We start from the raw sequence: 15033 nt of genomic DNA on the forward strand, positions 1-15033 counted from the left end.
TAAGGTGTCCCATGGCTGAGTGGAACGGCGAATATGTCAGCCCTTACGCTGAACACGGTAAGAAAAGCGAACAAGTTAAGAAAATCACGGTATCCATTCCGCTGAAAGTCCTCAAAATTCTCACCGATGAACGCACCCGTCGCCAGGTAAACAACCTGCGTCATGCGACCAACAGTGAATTATTGTGTGAGGCCTTCCTGCACGCCTTTACCGGACAGCCTTTGCCGAATGACGAAGATCTGCGCAAAGAACGCAGTGATGAAATCCCGGAAGCGGCGAAGATCCTGATGCGTGAACTGGGTGTGGATCCCGATACCTGGGAATATTAAGCGACATGATGAACAGCCTGTGCGCTCCGTCGCGCAGGTGAATCATTGACCGTGAGATATGATGTGCTGTGAAGAATGCTTAGCCTGAATAACAGGCAACAAAAAACCCGCCGAGGCGGGTTTTTTTGCTCTCAAACAGCGCTTACTTGCTGCTTGGCATGGTGAAACGCTTGTTGAAGCGGTCAACACGGCCACCGGTAGCGACTTCACGTTGCTTACCAGTGTAGAACGGGTGACATTCGCCACACACGTCCAGGTTCAAATCATGACCCACAGTTGAGTGAGTTTTGATAATATTACCGCATGAGCAAGTTGCAGTAATTTCTACGTATTTAGGGTGAATACCTTGTTTCATGGAAACCTCTTCTTAAGGCCGCGTCGCTATCCAACCCTGTTTTGTCGGACACCACGCGTAGTGGATGATAGGTTTTGATGCGAAATGCATCAAAGGCGGCGAATCATACAGAATCTAACCGGGCCGCGCAATGATGTTCATGCATTTCGAGTGACACAGTGTACACTATCTCGTCATTTTTTTAAAGTCTGGACCCCCGATGCCTGTTGCCCACGTTGCGTTACCCGTTCCGCTCTCCCGCACATTTGACTATCTATTACCTGAGGGTATGCAGGTGGTGAAAGGTTGTCGCGTTAGCGTGCCTTTTGGTAAACGCGACGCCATGGGTATTGTGACGGCAATCAGTGACTCCAGCGAGTTCGGCCTCGAGAAACTTAAGCCGGTACGCGACGTTCTCGACGCCACCAGCCTGTTCACTCCGGATCTGTGGCGCATTCTTCTCTGGGCGAGCGATTACTACCACTTTCCTCTGGGCGAAGTGCTATTCCATGCCCTTCCCGTCTTATTACGCCAGGGAAAACCCGCCGAGCTGACGCCATTATGGCAATGGTTCGCCACCGAACAGGGGCGTGCCACGCCACTCGACAGCCTGAAACGGGCAGCCAAACAGCAGCAGGCCATGGCTGCGTTGATGCAAGGCGGTATTTATCGCCATCAGGTGAGTGACCTCGAACTGACCGATGCCGCACTTCAGGCATTGCGAGCCAAAGGGCTGGCAGATTTACGCAGCATCGCACCAACGACCCAAGACTGGCGGAAGGATTTCAGCGTCATCGGCGAACGCTTGCGGCTCAATACCGAACAGGCAACCGCCGTGGGGGCAATTCGCAGCGAAGATCAGCAATTCTCCGCCTGGTTGCTGGCAGGTGTAACTGGTTCGGGTAAAACGGAAGTTTATTTGAGTGTGCTGGAAAATATTCTGGCGCAGGGCCGTCAGGCGCTGGTGATGGTGCCGGAAATCGGCCTGACGCCACAAACCATCGCCCGTTTTCGCGAAAGGTTCAGTGCGCCTGTCGATGTGCTGCACTCCGGTTTGAACGACAGCGAGCGCCTGGCCGTCTGGCTGCGCGCACGCAATGGCGAAGTAGGGATTGTCATCGGCACGCGATCTTCCTTATTTACCCCTTTTGCCCGGCTCGGCGTGATCATCATTGATGAGGAACATGACGGCTCCTATAAACAACAGGAAGGCTGGCGCTATCACGCCCGCGATTTAGCGGTGTTCCGCGCCCACGAAGAAAATATTCCGATCATCATGGGCTCCGCGACGCCCGCGCTGGAAACACTGCATAACGTCGGACTGGGTAAATACCGCCAGTTGAAGCTAACCAAACGCGCCGGTAATGCCAAACCGCCACAGCAGCATCTGATTGACTTAAAAGGTATGCCGCTGAAAGTCGGTCTTTCACAACCGCTGATCCAGCGTATGCAGCATCACCTGAAAGCAGACAATCAGGTGATGCTATTCCTAAATCGCCGTGGTTACGCCCCGGCGCTGTTGTGCCATGAGTGCGGCTGGATAGCAGAGTGCCAGCGCTGTGATCACTACTACACGCTGCATCAGAATCAACGCCAGTTGCGCTGTCACCACTGCGACAGCCAGCGCGCCGTGCCTCATCAGTGCCCACATTGCGGCTCAACGCAGTTGGTCTCCGTCGGCGTAGGCACCGAGCAACTCGAACACGAACTGGCACCCTTGTTCCCAGATACGCCCATCACCCGCATCGACCGCGATACCACCAGCCGTAAAGGGTCGCTGGAACAACATCTGGCAGAAGTGCATCGCGGCGGCGCGCGTATTCTGATCGGTACGCAAATGCTGGCCAAAGGCCACCACTTCCCGGATGTCACGCTGGTCTCGCTGCTTGACGTCGATGGTGCGTTGTTCTCGGCTGATTTCCGTTCCGCTGAACGTTTCGCCCAGCTTTACACTCAGGTGTCTGGCCGGGCGGGCCGTGCCGGTAAGCCAGGCGAAGTGGTACTACAAACTCATCACCCCGATCATCCATTGCTGAAAGTGTTGCTTGAGCAGGGTTACGACGCCTTTGCCAAACAGACGCTGGCAGAACGTAAGAGCGTGTTTTTACCGCCTTATACCAGTCACATATTGATTCGTTCGGAAGATCACGATAATCAGCAATCCGCGCTGTTTTTACAGCAGTTGCGTAATTTGTTTGAAGCCAGTCCGCTGAAAGATGAATCCCTGTGGATTTTAGGCCCGGTTCCCGCCCTCGCGGCCAAACGCAATGGCCGCTTCCGCTGGCAATTATTGCTACAGCATCCTTCACGCCGGGTTTTGCAGCATTTGATTAAAAGTTCTCAACCTTTGATTAGCAATTTACCACAGGCCAGAAAGGTGAAATGGACGCTGGATGTTGACCCGATCGACAGCTAATGGGTGAAAGCCCTGATGTTTTCTGCGTGATGGATCGAAAAAAGCATCTGCATCACACTTTTCATGCAAATTAGGTAACAAATCCTAACCACAAACTGTTTAGAATGTGATGAGCTACGCAGCCATCGTGAGCCGGACGCGTTAAGCGCCGGATTAACACAGGCTGAATCTCAGGGAACCAGGGTAGCGTTGAGGAAACATCCATGTTGTCGTATCAGAATGATGCAGTTGCAAGGAGAGATGCGTTGGACGAAAAGAAAGAATTAACCGCCGCTACGATGAAAGATGTGGCTGAAATGGCAGGTGTTTCGACAGCAACCGTATCTCGCGCCCTAATGAACCCGGAAAAGGTATCGGCACCGACCCGCCAAAAGGTGGAACAGGCTGTAATGGCTGTGGGCTATTCGCCTCACGCGCTGTCCCGTAACCTTAAACGTAATGAATCCCGCACGATACTGGTGATCGTCCCCGATATTTGCGATCCCTATTTCGCCGATGTGATCCAGGGGATCGAACGCACTGCTGCCGAAAATGGCTATCTGGTGCTGATCGGCGATTGCGCGCAACAGAATCAGCAGGAAAAAACTTTCATCAATCTGATCATTACCAAGCAGATTGACGGCATGCTGCTGCTTGGCTCTGATCTGCCTTTCGATGCCAGTAAAGAAGAACAGCGCAATTTACCGCCGATGGTCATGGCGAATGAATTCGCCCCGGAACTTGAATTACCGACGGTACATATCGACAACCTGACGGCCGCCTATGAAGCTGTACATTACCTGATTGGCTTGGGTCACCAACGCATCGGTTGTATTGCCGGACCAGACCACATGCCGCTGTGCCAGTACCGCTCGCAGGGCTACATTCAGGCTTTGCGCCGTAATGGGCTGACGGTAGAAAGCAGTTATACCTCCAAAGGGGATTTCAGTTACGAGTCTGGCGCGCTGGCGCTGAGCGAACTGATGAGCCAGCCGGTGCCGCCGACGGCAATTTTCTGCCATAACGACGTCATGGCCATTGGCGCAATGTATCAGGCTAAAAAAATGGGTCTGCGCATCCCGCAGGATTTATCAGTGGTTGGCTTTGATGACATCAAACTCAGCCAGTACTTTGATCCTCCACTGACCACCGTGGCACAGCCAAGGTTCCAGCTTGGACGTCAGGCCATGCTATTATTGCTGGAACAGCTCTATGGTAATTCAGTACAAAGCGGCTCGCGTTTGCTGGAAAGCGAACTTGTCGTCCGTGGCAGCACTGCCGCACCCAAGTGCTAATAAGATGTTTCTCCTTCCGCAAGTTTTCGTTTCAGTAACGGCGCAGGGTTGAGTAACATGGCGCACTTCTCTCATCATAACGACACAGCGAAACGATAGTGGCACAAAGAGACTATGTAAGCCGTGGGCGCTCAGGAGCGCGGCGGAAAAGTACCAGCCGGAAGAAAAAAAGCAGTTCCCCGATAATCTCCAAAACCATGGTGGTATTAGCCGTTGCGGTCCTGGTGGTGTTTATCGGTGGCCTCTATTTCATTACGCACAATAAACCTGAAGATGCTGCCATTTTGCCGACGCACCCTGTGCGGCCGGGCAACGGCTTGCCGCCAAAACCGGAAGAGCGCTGGCGTTACATCAAAGAGTTGGAAAACCGGCAGATGGGTGTGGCTGCGCCAACGGAGCCAACCGCAGGTGGAGAAGTACAGACAAAAACTCAGTTGACGCCAGAACAGCGCCAACTGCTTGAGCAAATGCAGGCCGATATGCGCCAGCAGCCAACCACGCTGTCTGAAGTCCCGTATAACGATCCTTCTCAGGTCACGCGCACCGCTCCGGTTCAGCGCCAGACCACGACGCAGCAACCTTATACGCAACCACCGGCTTATCAGCAAAATACGCAACCCCCCGTGACGACGCACAGAAACGTCCAGCCGGTCGTTCCGCAACAGCCAGTCCGTGCTCCACAGGCGCAGGCGCAAGTGCAGACACAGCCGGTTCGCGCTCCGCAAGCACAGGCTCAAACCCAGCCCGTTCAGCCGAAGCCAAAACCGAAAGAGCAGCCGCAAGCGCAACAACAGCAACAGCAACCAGCGGCCATCACGCAGGTCGCACCGGAAAAACCAAAAGACAAACCGAAAGAGCAGGAAAAAACGCAGCACTTCATGGTGCAGTGTGGCTCCTTCAAAGGAACCGATCAGGCAGAATCGCAGCGCGCCAAACTGGCATTTGAAGGCTTTGAAGGCCGGATAACCACCGGTGGCGGCTGGAATCGCGTCGTCATTGGTCCTTACAATAATCGCTCAGGGGCCGACGGCACCCTGTCCCGCCTGAAGAGCGCAGGCATCTCCGGTTGCATTCCCCTCGCAACCGGGGGTTGAAAACCCGTAATCCTTCCCCAATCTATACTTTCAATATGCCTCGTACTCTTGTGTGACACGCAGTGTGTAACACAAGAGCGCGAGGATCTTTTCCGTCTGCAACGAGGAACTGCTCGTGACAACAATTGTAAGTGTACGCCGCAACGGCCAGGTCGTTATCGGTGGTGATGGCCAGGCCACATTGGGAAATACGGTGATGAAGGGCAACGTGAAGAAAGTACGTCGCCTGTATCATGACAAAGTGATCGCCGGTTTCGCTGGTGGTACTGCTGACGCCTTCACGCTGTTTGAGCTGTTCGAGCGCAAGCTGGAAATGCACCAGGGCCATTTGGTGAAAGCCGCCGTGGAACTGGCGAAAGACTGGCGCACCGATCGCATGTTGCGCCGTCTTGAAGCGTTGCTGGCCGTCGCCGATGAAAATGCTTCACTCATCATCAGCGGCAACGGTGACGTGATCCAGCCGGAAAATGACCTGATTGCCATCGGTTCTGGTGGTCCTTACGCTCAGGCCTCTGCCCGCGCGTTGCTGGAAAATACAGAACTGAGCGCCCGCGAGATCGTTGAGAAATCGCTCAGCATCGCTGGTGACATCTGTATCTACACCAACCAATTCCACACCATTGAAGAATTGTCTTCTAAAGCGTAAGGATCGAAAACTATGTCGGAAATGACCCCGCGCGAGATAGTCAGCGAATTAGACAGCTACATCATTGGCCAGGATAAAGCAAAGCGCGCCGTCGCTATCGCCCTGCGCAACCGCTGGCGCCGCATGCAGCTCGACGAAGCACTGCGCCATGAAGTGACGCCAAAAAATATTCTGATGATCGGCCCGACCGGTGTCGGTAAAACCGAAATCGCCCGTCGTCTGGCGAAACTGGCTAATGCGCCGTTCATCAAAGTTGAAGCCACCAAATTCACCGAGGTGGGTTATGTTGGTAAAGAAGTGGATTCTATCATCCGCGACCTTACCGACTCCGCCGTGAAAATGGTGCGCATGCAGTCAATCGATAAGAACCGTCATCGTGCCGAAGAACTGGCCGAAGAACGCATTCTTGATGTGCTGATCCCGTCGGCCAAAAACAACTGGGGCCAGGCCGACGAAGCGCAGGAGCCATCTGCTGCTCGTCAGTCTTTCCGCAAAAAACTGCGCGAAGGCCAGCTCGACGACAAAGAGATTGAAATCAATGTTGCCGCAGCGCCAATGGGCGTTGAAATCATGTCCCCTCCGGGCATGGAAGAGATGACCAACCAGTTGCAGTCTATGTTCCAGAACATGGCCGGTCAGAAACAAAAACCGCGCAAGATGCCCATCAAAGAAGCCTACAAGCTGCTGGTTGAAGAAGAAGCCGCCAAGCTGGTGAACCCGGAAGAGCTGAAAGAACAAGCGATTGAAGCTGTTGAACAGCACGGTATTGTGTTCATTGATGAGATCGACAAAATCTGTAAGCGCGCTGGTCAGAATTCAGGCCCGGACGTCTCACGCGAAGGTGTTCAGCGCGACCTGCTGCCCCTGGTGGAAGGCTGTACGGTGTCGACCAAACACGGCATGGTGAAAACGGACCATATCCTGTTTATCGCATCTGGCGCGTTCCAGACGGCCAAACCATCCGACTTAATTCCGGAATTGCAGGGCCGTTTACCGATCCGCGTTGAGTTACAGGCACTGTCTACTGAAGATTTCGAACGCATCCTGACCGAGCCGAGTGCTTCGCTAACGCATCAGTACAAAGCGTTGATGGCAACGGAGGGCGTTACCATCGATTTCACCCCCGATGGCATTCGCCGTATTGCAGAGGCCGCCTGGCAGGTTAACGAAACCACCGAGAACATCGGTGCGCGTCGTCTGCACACGGTTCTGGAACGTTTGATGGAAGATATCTCCTATGACGCGAGCGAAAGTAGCGGTATTTCCATAAACATTGATGCAGATTATGTTAGAAGCCACCTCGATCAACTGGTAGCTGATGAAGATCTGAGCCGATTTATCTTATAATTTGCTCATACGTTCCGAAAGTGATCCATAGGGAGGCGTTATGCCTCCCTTTGTTATGTCTAAACGGGACTCCTGTTTTACTGAGCGAAAAATAATATGAGCATAATGACTCCCTGCAACACCACATCGCCCGCCAAAGCCTGGCTTGAAAGCCTGAGACTGCGAACCTTGCCCCTGGCCTTTGCCTCTATTGTGATGGGATCGGCGATTGCCAGCCTGCAAGGCGTATTTCACCCGCTGATCGCACTGCTGGCATTAGTGACCGCTGGCCTGCTGCAAATCCTGTCTAACCTGGCCAATGACTACGGCGATGCGGAAAAAGGCAGCGATACGCCGGACCGCATCGGGCCATTGCGCGGTATGCAAAAAGGGTTGATCACCGCCCCGCAGATGAAGCAGGCCATCATGCTGACGGTCGCACTGACGGTTATTTCCGGTATTGGCCTGATTGCCGTCGCCTGCCAAAAGCCCAGCGACGTGTTCGGCTTTCTTATCCTCGGCTTACTGTCGATTGGCGCTGCCATCACCTACACCGTAGGTACGCGCCCATATGGGTATATGGGGCTGGGCGATATCTCGGTGCTCATTTTCTTTGGCTGGATAAGCGTGGCCGGAACGTTCTATCTGCAGGCAGGTCATTTCGACTGGATCGTGATGTTACCAGCGACGGCGACAGGTTTGCTGGCAACGGCCGTGCTGAATATCAACAATCTGCGCGATATCGACACCGACAGCGCCAACGGTAAAAATACGCTGGCCGTACGTCTCGGGCCGAAAAATGCCCGCCGGTATCACGCAGTGATCGTCTCTGCGGCCGTCATTTGCCTGGCGCTGTTTGCTTTACTCTATCTGCACGGCTGGTCTGGATGGCTATTTGTTCTGGCGATTCCGATGCTGGCGAAACATGTTTCTCAGGTGATGCGTGAGCAATCCACCGAGGGCATCCGCCCCCTTCTGGAAAAAATGGTGAAAGCGGCATTACTGACTAATGTGCTGTTTGCGTTGGGTCTGTTGCTCAATTAAGAGGCTGAGCGCCGTTCATGCACTTGGCAAAATTTAACAATTGATGATTTTGCCAACACCCTTCAGAAAGGGATATACTGAAGACTCATGCAGCAACCAGATGAAATCCTATGAAATACGATACTTCCGAACTGTGCGACATCTATCACGAAGAAGTGAATGTCGTTGAACCCTTGTTCTCCAACTTTGGTGGACGTACTTCATTTGGCGGGCAGATCACCACGGTGAAGTGCTTCGAAGACAATGGCTTGCTTTATGATTTGCTCGAGCAAAACGGCTTAGGACGGGTTCTGGTGGTTGACGGCGGTGGGTCTGTTCGCCGTGCGTTAATCGATGCAGACCTGGCTGCGCTGGGGCTGGAAAATCAGTGGGAAGGTATCCTGATTTACGGCGCAGTCCGTCAGGTGGATGATTTGCAGGAGCTCGATATCGGCATTCAGGCGATGGCCGCCATTCCAGCGGGTGCGGCAAGTGAAGGCATTGGCGAGAGTGATATCCGCGTGAATTTCGGTGGCGTGACCTTCTTTACCGGTGACCACCTTTACGCTGATAACACCGGCATTATTCTGTCAGAAGACCCACTCGACATCGAGTAAGCCCCTTCCTGCGGCGGGTTCAGCGCAATAAAAAGGACGCCATGGCGTCCTTTTTTAATGGGAAAAAATCGGTATTCAGACTTCTTCCATTTTGCCCAACAGTGCACGCAGACGATCCTGCCACACGTGTTGTTCGTCTTTCAGCTGTGCATTTTCACGCACCAGCGATTCATGATTGCCGCTCGCTTGCTGAACTTCCTGAGAGAGTGTGTTGTTCTGCTCTTTCAGCTCTTCAATTTCCATCTGCAGCAAGGTAATGGTATCAATCGCTTGCTGAACTTTTGCTTCTAATTTCTCAAATACTTCAAATGACATTCTTCGGTCCCCTTATGTTCGCAAGGCGCACATCTTGTAAGTTCTGCCGCATCATCCGGATACGGCTCAAAAATTCTCGCACCGCGTAGATTTTCCTGATGTTTTCTGAAGAAAACGCCGTCAAACCTATCGATGTCTTGAAACACGATTGTATGTAGCCAGTCTTGCCCTGTCTAGCAACATACCGGCCCTACACGCAGTCTGTTGCAATTTTCTCGTCAAAACCATCAGCAAATGCTTAAAAAGCACGAGTTGTCGCGAGAATCTCAGGCTAATTTCGCATAACGTGCCCGGACATGGGGACTCAGAATGTCGGATGGACAAAACCCGCTGCAGAATACGAGACCACCAACAAGCGACAAACTGGGCACGGGAACGGTTTTTTAGGCGGGATAGAAAGCGCAAAACACTCGAATTCGCTCATTTTTATGACACAACACACAAATTTTGATTTCGCTATTTCTCGTTTATGCTCGTTAACGATAAATTCACATTACGTTCTCATTTGATGAAGAACGTCTTATTCCGATTACGTTCACGTACTTCTAGTAAGAAAAATTATAACTAACCCTTAACATCATCCTTTATAGGATCCGACTATGAGCCAAACCATGAGTTCCACATTAAAAGGTCAGTGCATCGCTGAGTTTCTGGGTACCGGGCTTATCATCTTTTTCGGTGCCGGATGCGTAGCTGCACTGAAACTTGCCGGGGCAGTTTTTGGTCAGTGGGAAATCAGCATCATTTGGGGTCTGGGTGTGGCAATGGCCATCTACCTGACCGCAGCGATTTCCGGCGCTCACCTCAATCCTGCTGTAACCGTCGCGCTGTGTCTGTTTGCAAACTTTGAAGGACGCAAAGTTCTGCCTTACATCATCGCGCAGGTTGCCGGTGCCTTTTGCGCCGCTGCACTGGTCTACGGTCTGTACTACAACCTGTTCATCGATTTCGAACAAAGTCACCACATGGTACGCGGCAGCGTGGAAAGTCTGAATCTGGCCGGTATTTTCTCCACCTACCCGAACCCGCACATCAGCGTCATGCAGGCGTTTATCGTTGAAGTGGTGATCACCGCGATTCTGATGGCCTTAATCCTCGGCCTGACCGACGACGGCAACGGCATCCCGCGTGGCCCGCTGGCACCCCTGCTGATCGGTATTCTGATCGCGGTTATCGGTGCATCAATGGGTCCGTTGACTGGTTTCGCCCTTAACCCGGCACGTGACTTCGGTCCTAAGGTATTCGCCTACTTCGCAGGTTGGGGCAAAGTCGCCTTCACCGGTGCCCGCGACATTCCTTACTTCCTGGTGCCGATTTTTGGCCCACTGATTGGTGCATCGCTCGGCGCCTTCGGTTATAAAGCGCTGATTGGTCGCCACCTGCCTTACGAAATCCATGAGGCAGAAGAAGAAGCTCTCCAACAGCCAGCAAAACAACGCAAAGCCTGATCGGCTAAACTGTTCACAGCACTCTCATTCGTAGGAATATTATTATGTCAGCAGATACGACTCACGAAAAAAAATATATCGTCGCGCTCGATCAAGGTACCACCAGCTCCCGCGCCGTCGTCCTGGACCATGATGCAAACATCATCAGTGTGTCACAGCGTGAATTCACCCAGATTTACCCGAAATCTGGCTGGGTGGAACACGACCCGATGGAAATCTGGGCTTCACAAAGTTCGGTCCTGGTAGAAGTGCTGGCGAAAGCCGACATCAACTCAGACCAAATCGCCGGTATCGGTATTACCAACCAGCGTGAAACCACCATCGTGTGGGAAAAAGAGACCGGTAAACCGATTTATAACGCCATTGTCTGGCAGTGCCGTCGTACTGCAGAAATCTGCGAAAAGCTGAAGAAAGACGGTATGGAAGAGTACATCCGTCATAACACCGGCCTGGTGGTTGACCCGTATTTCTCCGGCACAAAACTGAAGTGGATCCTCGATAACGTTGAAGGCTCCCGCGAACGTGCGGCACGCGGCGAACTGCTGTTCGGTACCGTTGATACCTGGCTGGTATGGAAAATGACTCAGGGACGCGTTCACGTTACGGATTACACCAACGCCTCCCGTACCATGATGTTCAATATTCACAGCCTGGAATGGGATGAACGCATGCTGGAAGTGCTGGATATCCCGCGCGCTATGCTGCCGGAAGTTCGCTCTTCGTCTGAGATTTATGGCCAGACCAACATCGGGGGTAAAGGCGGTACGCGTATTCCTATCGCCGGTATTGCCGGTGACCAGCAGGCCGCACTGTATGGCCAGCTGTGCGTACAACCAGGTATGGCGAAAAATACCTATGGCACCGGCTGCTTCTTGCTGATGAATACCGGTACCGAAGCCGTGGAATCCAAAAACGGCCTGCTGACCACCATTGCCTGTGGCCCAAGAGGCGAAGTGAACTATGCACTGGAAGGTGCAGTATTTGTCGGCGGTGCATCGATTCAATGGCTGCGTGACGAGCTGAAACTGATCAGCGATGCCACTGACTCTGAATATTTCGCCAGCAAAGTGAAAGACACCAACGGCGTTTACGTGGTGCCTGCGTTCACTGGCCTCGGTGCACCTTATTGGGACCCGTATGCCCGTGGCGCGATCTTCGGCCTGAGCCGTGGCGCTAACAGCAACCACATCATCCGTGCAACGCTGGAATCTATCGCCTACCAAACCCGCGACGTGCTGGACGCCATGCAGGCCGATTCCGGCACCCGCCTACAATCTCTGCGTGTTGACGGTGGTGCTGTAGCAAACAACTTCCTGATGCAGTTCCAGTCAGACATTCTCGGCACCCGCGTTGAGCGCCCTGCGGTGCTGGAAGTCACGGCTCTCGGTTCTGCGTTCCTGGCCGGTCTGGCCGTTGGTTTCTGGAGCGATCTGGAAGAAGTGCGCAGCAAAGCGACAATTGAACGCGAATTCCGCCCAAGCATTGAGACCACCGAACGCAATGTGCGCTACAAAGGCTGGCAGAAAGCCGTTGCCCGCGTACGTTCATGGGAAGATCACGACGAATAATCGCCAGTTGCTGTCACCAACATCTTTTCTACGTTCAAAACTCCCCGTCCGGGGAGTTTTTTTATGCGTCTTCCCACTGTGCTAAAATCTGCGGAACAGATGAGCCGTTGCCTCACCGACCTCTTTTTTCTTTCTACAGGCTTTCCAATGAAACGTGAATTAGCAATAGAGTTTTCCCGCGTGACCGAAGCCGCCGCACTGGCCGGTTATAAGTGGCTGGGTCGCGGTGACAAAAATCTCGCCGACAACGCCGCCGTGCAGGCGATGCGCATCATGCTCAATAATGTCGATATCGACGGCACCATTGTGATTGGCGAAGGCGAAATTGATGAAGCACCGATGCTCTTCATCGGCGAAAAGGTCGGGACCGGCAACGGTGAGGCTGTCGATATCGCGGTCGACCCGATTGAAGGCACGCGCATGACCGCCATGGGCCAATCCAATGCCCTTGCCGTTCTGGCGGTGGGCGACAAGGGTTCGTTCCTCAATGCGCCAGATATGTACATGGAAAAGATCGCCGTCGGCCCTGGTGCAAAAGGCGTCATTAACCTGAACCTGACGCTGGCTGAAAACCTCGCCAATGTGGCTAAAGCACTGAATAAACCGCTGACCGAACTCACCGTGGCCGTGTTGGCAAAACCGCGTCACGACGATGCCATCCGTGAAATGCTGGCTGCCGGTGTACGCGTTTTCGCCTTCCCGGACGGCGATGTGGCCGCCACTATTCTGACCTGTATGCCGGAAAGTGAAGTTGATGTGTTGTACGGCATTGGCGGCGCGCCGGAAGGGGTGATCTCCGCGGCGGTTATCCGCGCGCTGGATGGTGATATGCAGGGCCGTTTATTAGCGCGTCATGACGTGAAAGGCGATACACCTGAAAACCGCCGCATCGGTGAGGAAGAGCTGACGCGTTGCAAAGCGATGGGTATCGAAGCAGGCAAAGTGCTGAAGCTGGATGATATGGCACGTAACGATAACGTGATTTTCTCCGCGACCGGCATCACCAAAGGCGATTTGCTGGAAGGCATCAGCCGTCAGGGCAATATGGCGACCACCGAAACGTTGCTGATCCGTGGCAAATCACGCACTATCCGCCGTATTCGCTCTACGCACTATCTCGACCGTAAAGACGTGGCGCTGCATGAGTTTATCATCTGACTGATATGCAGAAAGCAAAAAGCAGAGCCGTGTTTTGGCTCTGCTTTTTTATACGCCTGGCATAAGGCTAAATTGTATGTCCCTGTTCCTGCTGGCGATTCGCCATCGGCCACCAGCAGAGTAAGATCAGTAGCGCCATAGCAAACATCAGCAGGCCCAGACTGAACTGGCCGGTTTGCGGCAACATCGCGGACATCCATGCTGCCAGCCCCGAACCGATGTTCTGCATACCGCCGACCAGCGCACCTGCCGCTCCCGCCAGATAGGGGAAAGGTTCCATCGCGCCGGTGGTCGCCAGCGGGAATAACATCCCTGCGCCAAAGAAGAACAGCGACGCAGGCACGATCAGCGTCCAGATGTTCATCACGCCCAGCCAGCCAGGGAGCCACATCAACAGCCCGGCCAGCAGACAACTCAATACCGAGTGCCACATTAATTGCTGGAAGCTTTTTTCAGAGCGCCCGGCGTACCAGGCACCAAAGAAAGCGGCGGGAATAGGCAGAATAAACAGAATGCTGACGGTCATGGCATTCAGCCCCAGGACACCGCCCATCAGCACACCGCAGCTGGCTTCAAATACCGCCACCCCTGCCAGTGCACCGATCAACATCACCATATAGCGGCTGAAGTTACCGTCCGCCAGCAGCAGTCGCAGGCTACTCAGCATCCCGCGCGGCTCATGACTGACAGGTCGGGTTTCCGGCAGCCAGCGGTACATCGAAAATGCGACGCCCGCGCAGAGCAACAACAGAAAACCAAAGCTGGCCCGCCAGCCCAACCAGGCAGAGAGTGCCCCGCCAATCAGCGGCGCAATCAGTGGGCTGACCAGAATACCCATATTCAGCAGGCTGTTGGCCTGGCGTAAGGCACCACCGCTGTATAAATCACGCGGCATGGTACGGGCCATTACCCCGGCAACGCCGGTACCCATTCCCTGAACGGCACTTGCCACAATTAACAACGTCAGGCTTTGCGCCAGCATAGCGCCCGCCGCGCCCACCAGGAAAATCATCATACCGGTGAGGATCACCGGTTTGCGTCCCACCTTGTCTGACAGCGGACCATAAATCAGCTGCGATGACCCATAGGCTATTAAATAGGCCGCCATCACCCGTTGCACCGCGCCCGGTTTTACCGACAAACTCTGCGCCATATCTGCGATATTTGGCACATAAATGGTTTGCGCCATCTGCCCTACCGCAACCAGCAAAACCAACATCACAAGCAGGTGAATATTTTCCAGTTTTTTCATTTTTCAGTTCATTAATCAATCGAAACACCAGATATCAGCATAATTAGCCGGTATTGGCGCGGGGAGGCCGTCGGGCGCATAAATTAACAAACTGGGGTGAATAAGCGAGTGTCTGACGGAAAACTGTCTTTACATCACTGGTGGGCCTGAGTGCCATCTTCGTAAAGATAACTGTACGACTGCGAAGTAGTCTAACCACCGGTGATCAGCCTGATAACATTTAATCGATAATC

At 53.4% G+C, this 15033-nt stretch carries 14 protein-coding genes; 11 read left to right on the forward strand and 3 right to left on the reverse strand.

What is annotated here, in order from left to right:
* The first annotated feature begins 11 nt into the window (after nucleotides 1-11).
* The gene (gene metJ, locus EAH77_RS20865) at nucleotides 12-329 is read left to right on the forward strand and encodes a met regulon transcriptional regulator MetJ (protein ID WP_004392248.1); all 318 of its coding nucleotides are present in this window, start codon (nucleotides 12-14) and stop codon (nucleotides 327-329) included.
* Nucleotides 330-471: 142 nt separating this feature from the next.
* Here the strand turns inward: metJ and rpmE are convergent, their stop codons facing one another.
* Nucleotides 472-684 (reverse strand): 50S ribosomal protein L31, encoded by a 213-nt coding sequence (rpmE, locus tag EAH77_RS20870; protein WP_140474723.1) that lies wholly within the window; start codon nucleotides 682-684, stop codon nucleotides 472-474.
* Between the two features lie 199 nt (nucleotides 685-883).
* Between rpmE and priA the strand changes: the two genes are divergently transcribed.
* The 7 genes from priA (at nucleotide 884) to rraA (ending at nucleotide 9059) form a co-directional block, all read left to right on the forward strand.
* Entirely contained in the window at nucleotides 884-3079 is a 2196-nt protein-coding gene (priA, locus tag EAH77_RS20875; protein ID WP_140474724.1) for a primosomal protein N', read from the forward strand.
* A gap of 245 nt (nucleotides 3080-3324) precedes the next feature.
* On the forward strand, nucleotides 3325-4353 hold the full coding sequence (cytR, locus tag EAH77_RS20880) for a DNA-binding transcriptional regulator CytR (protein WP_140474725.1): 1029 nt from the start codon (nucleotides 3325-3327) through the stop codon (nucleotides 4351-4353).
* A 98-nt stretch (nucleotides 4354-4451) separates the two neighbouring features.
* Entirely contained in the window at nucleotides 4452-5447 is a 996-nt protein-coding gene (gene ftsN / locus EAH77_RS20885; RefSeq protein WP_140474726.1) for a cell division protein FtsN, read from the forward strand.
* Between the two features lie 115 nt (nucleotides 5448-5562).
* Nucleotides 5563-6093, forward strand: a complete 531-nt coding sequence (gene hslV / locus EAH77_RS20890) for an ATP-dependent protease subunit HslV (protein ID WP_140474727.1) — start codon at nucleotides 5563-5565, stop codon at nucleotides 6091-6093.
* A 12-nt stretch (nucleotides 6094-6105) separates the two neighbouring features.
* Nucleotides 6106-7440 carry an HslU--HslV peptidase ATPase subunit gene (gene hslU / locus EAH77_RS20895; RefSeq protein WP_140474728.1) on the forward strand — a complete coding sequence of 445 codons (1335 nt, stop codon included), beginning with the start codon at nucleotides 6106-6108 and terminating at the stop codon, nucleotides 7438-7440.
* A gap of 96 nt (nucleotides 7441-7536) precedes the next feature.
* Complete coding sequence (locus EAH77_RS20900; protein WP_140474729.1) at nucleotides 7537-8463, forward strand: 1,4-dihydroxy-2-naphthoate polyprenyltransferase; 927 nt, start codon at nucleotides 7537-7539, stop codon at nucleotides 8461-8463.
* Nucleotides 8464-8573: 110 nt separating this feature from the next.
* The gene (gene rraA / locus EAH77_RS20905) at nucleotides 8574-9059 is read left to right on the forward strand and encodes a ribonuclease E activity regulator RraA (protein ID WP_140474730.1); all 486 of its coding nucleotides are present in this window, start codon (nucleotides 8574-8576) and stop codon (nucleotides 9057-9059) included.
* Between the two features lie 75 nt (nucleotides 9060-9134).
* Here the strand turns inward: rraA and zapB are convergent, their stop codons facing one another.
* A complete protein-coding gene (gene zapB / locus EAH77_RS20910; protein WP_140474731.1) occupies nucleotides 9135-9374 on the reverse strand; it encodes a cell division protein ZapB in 240 nt (79 codons plus the stop codon).
* A gap of 599 nt (nucleotides 9375-9973) precedes the next feature.
* On the opposite strand from zapB, the gene EAH77_RS20915 reads away from it, so the two are divergent.
* From EAH77_RS20915 to glpX, 3 genes are all read left to right on the forward strand, one after another.
* A complete protein-coding gene (locus tag EAH77_RS20915; RefSeq protein WP_140474732.1) occupies nucleotides 9974-10822 on the forward strand; it encodes an MIP/aquaporin family protein in 849 nt (282 codons plus the stop codon).
* Between the two features lie 44 nt (nucleotides 10823-10866).
* Entirely contained in the window at nucleotides 10867-12390 is a 1524-nt protein-coding gene (gene glpK, locus EAH77_RS20920) for a glycerol kinase GlpK (protein WP_140474733.1), read from the forward strand.
* A 147-nt stretch (nucleotides 12391-12537) separates the two neighbouring features.
* A complete protein-coding gene (glpX, locus tag EAH77_RS20925; protein WP_140474734.1) occupies nucleotides 12538-13548 on the forward strand; it encodes a class II fructose-bisphosphatase in 1011 nt (336 codons plus the stop codon).
* A 67-nt stretch (nucleotides 13549-13615) separates the two neighbouring features.
* On the opposite strand, the gene emrD is transcribed toward glpX, so the two are convergent.
* The gene (gene emrD / locus EAH77_RS20930; protein ID WP_140474735.1) at nucleotides 13616-14800 is read right to left on the reverse strand and encodes a multidrug efflux MFS transporter EmrD; all 1185 of its coding nucleotides are present in this window, start codon (nucleotides 14798-14800) and stop codon (nucleotides 13616-13618) included.
* Nucleotides 14801-15033: the final 233 nt, after the last annotated feature.

The organism is Ewingella americana, assembly GCF_006438725.1.
GTDB lineage: Bacteria > Pseudomonadota > Gammaproteobacteria > Enterobacterales > Enterobacteriaceae > Ewingella > Ewingella americana_A.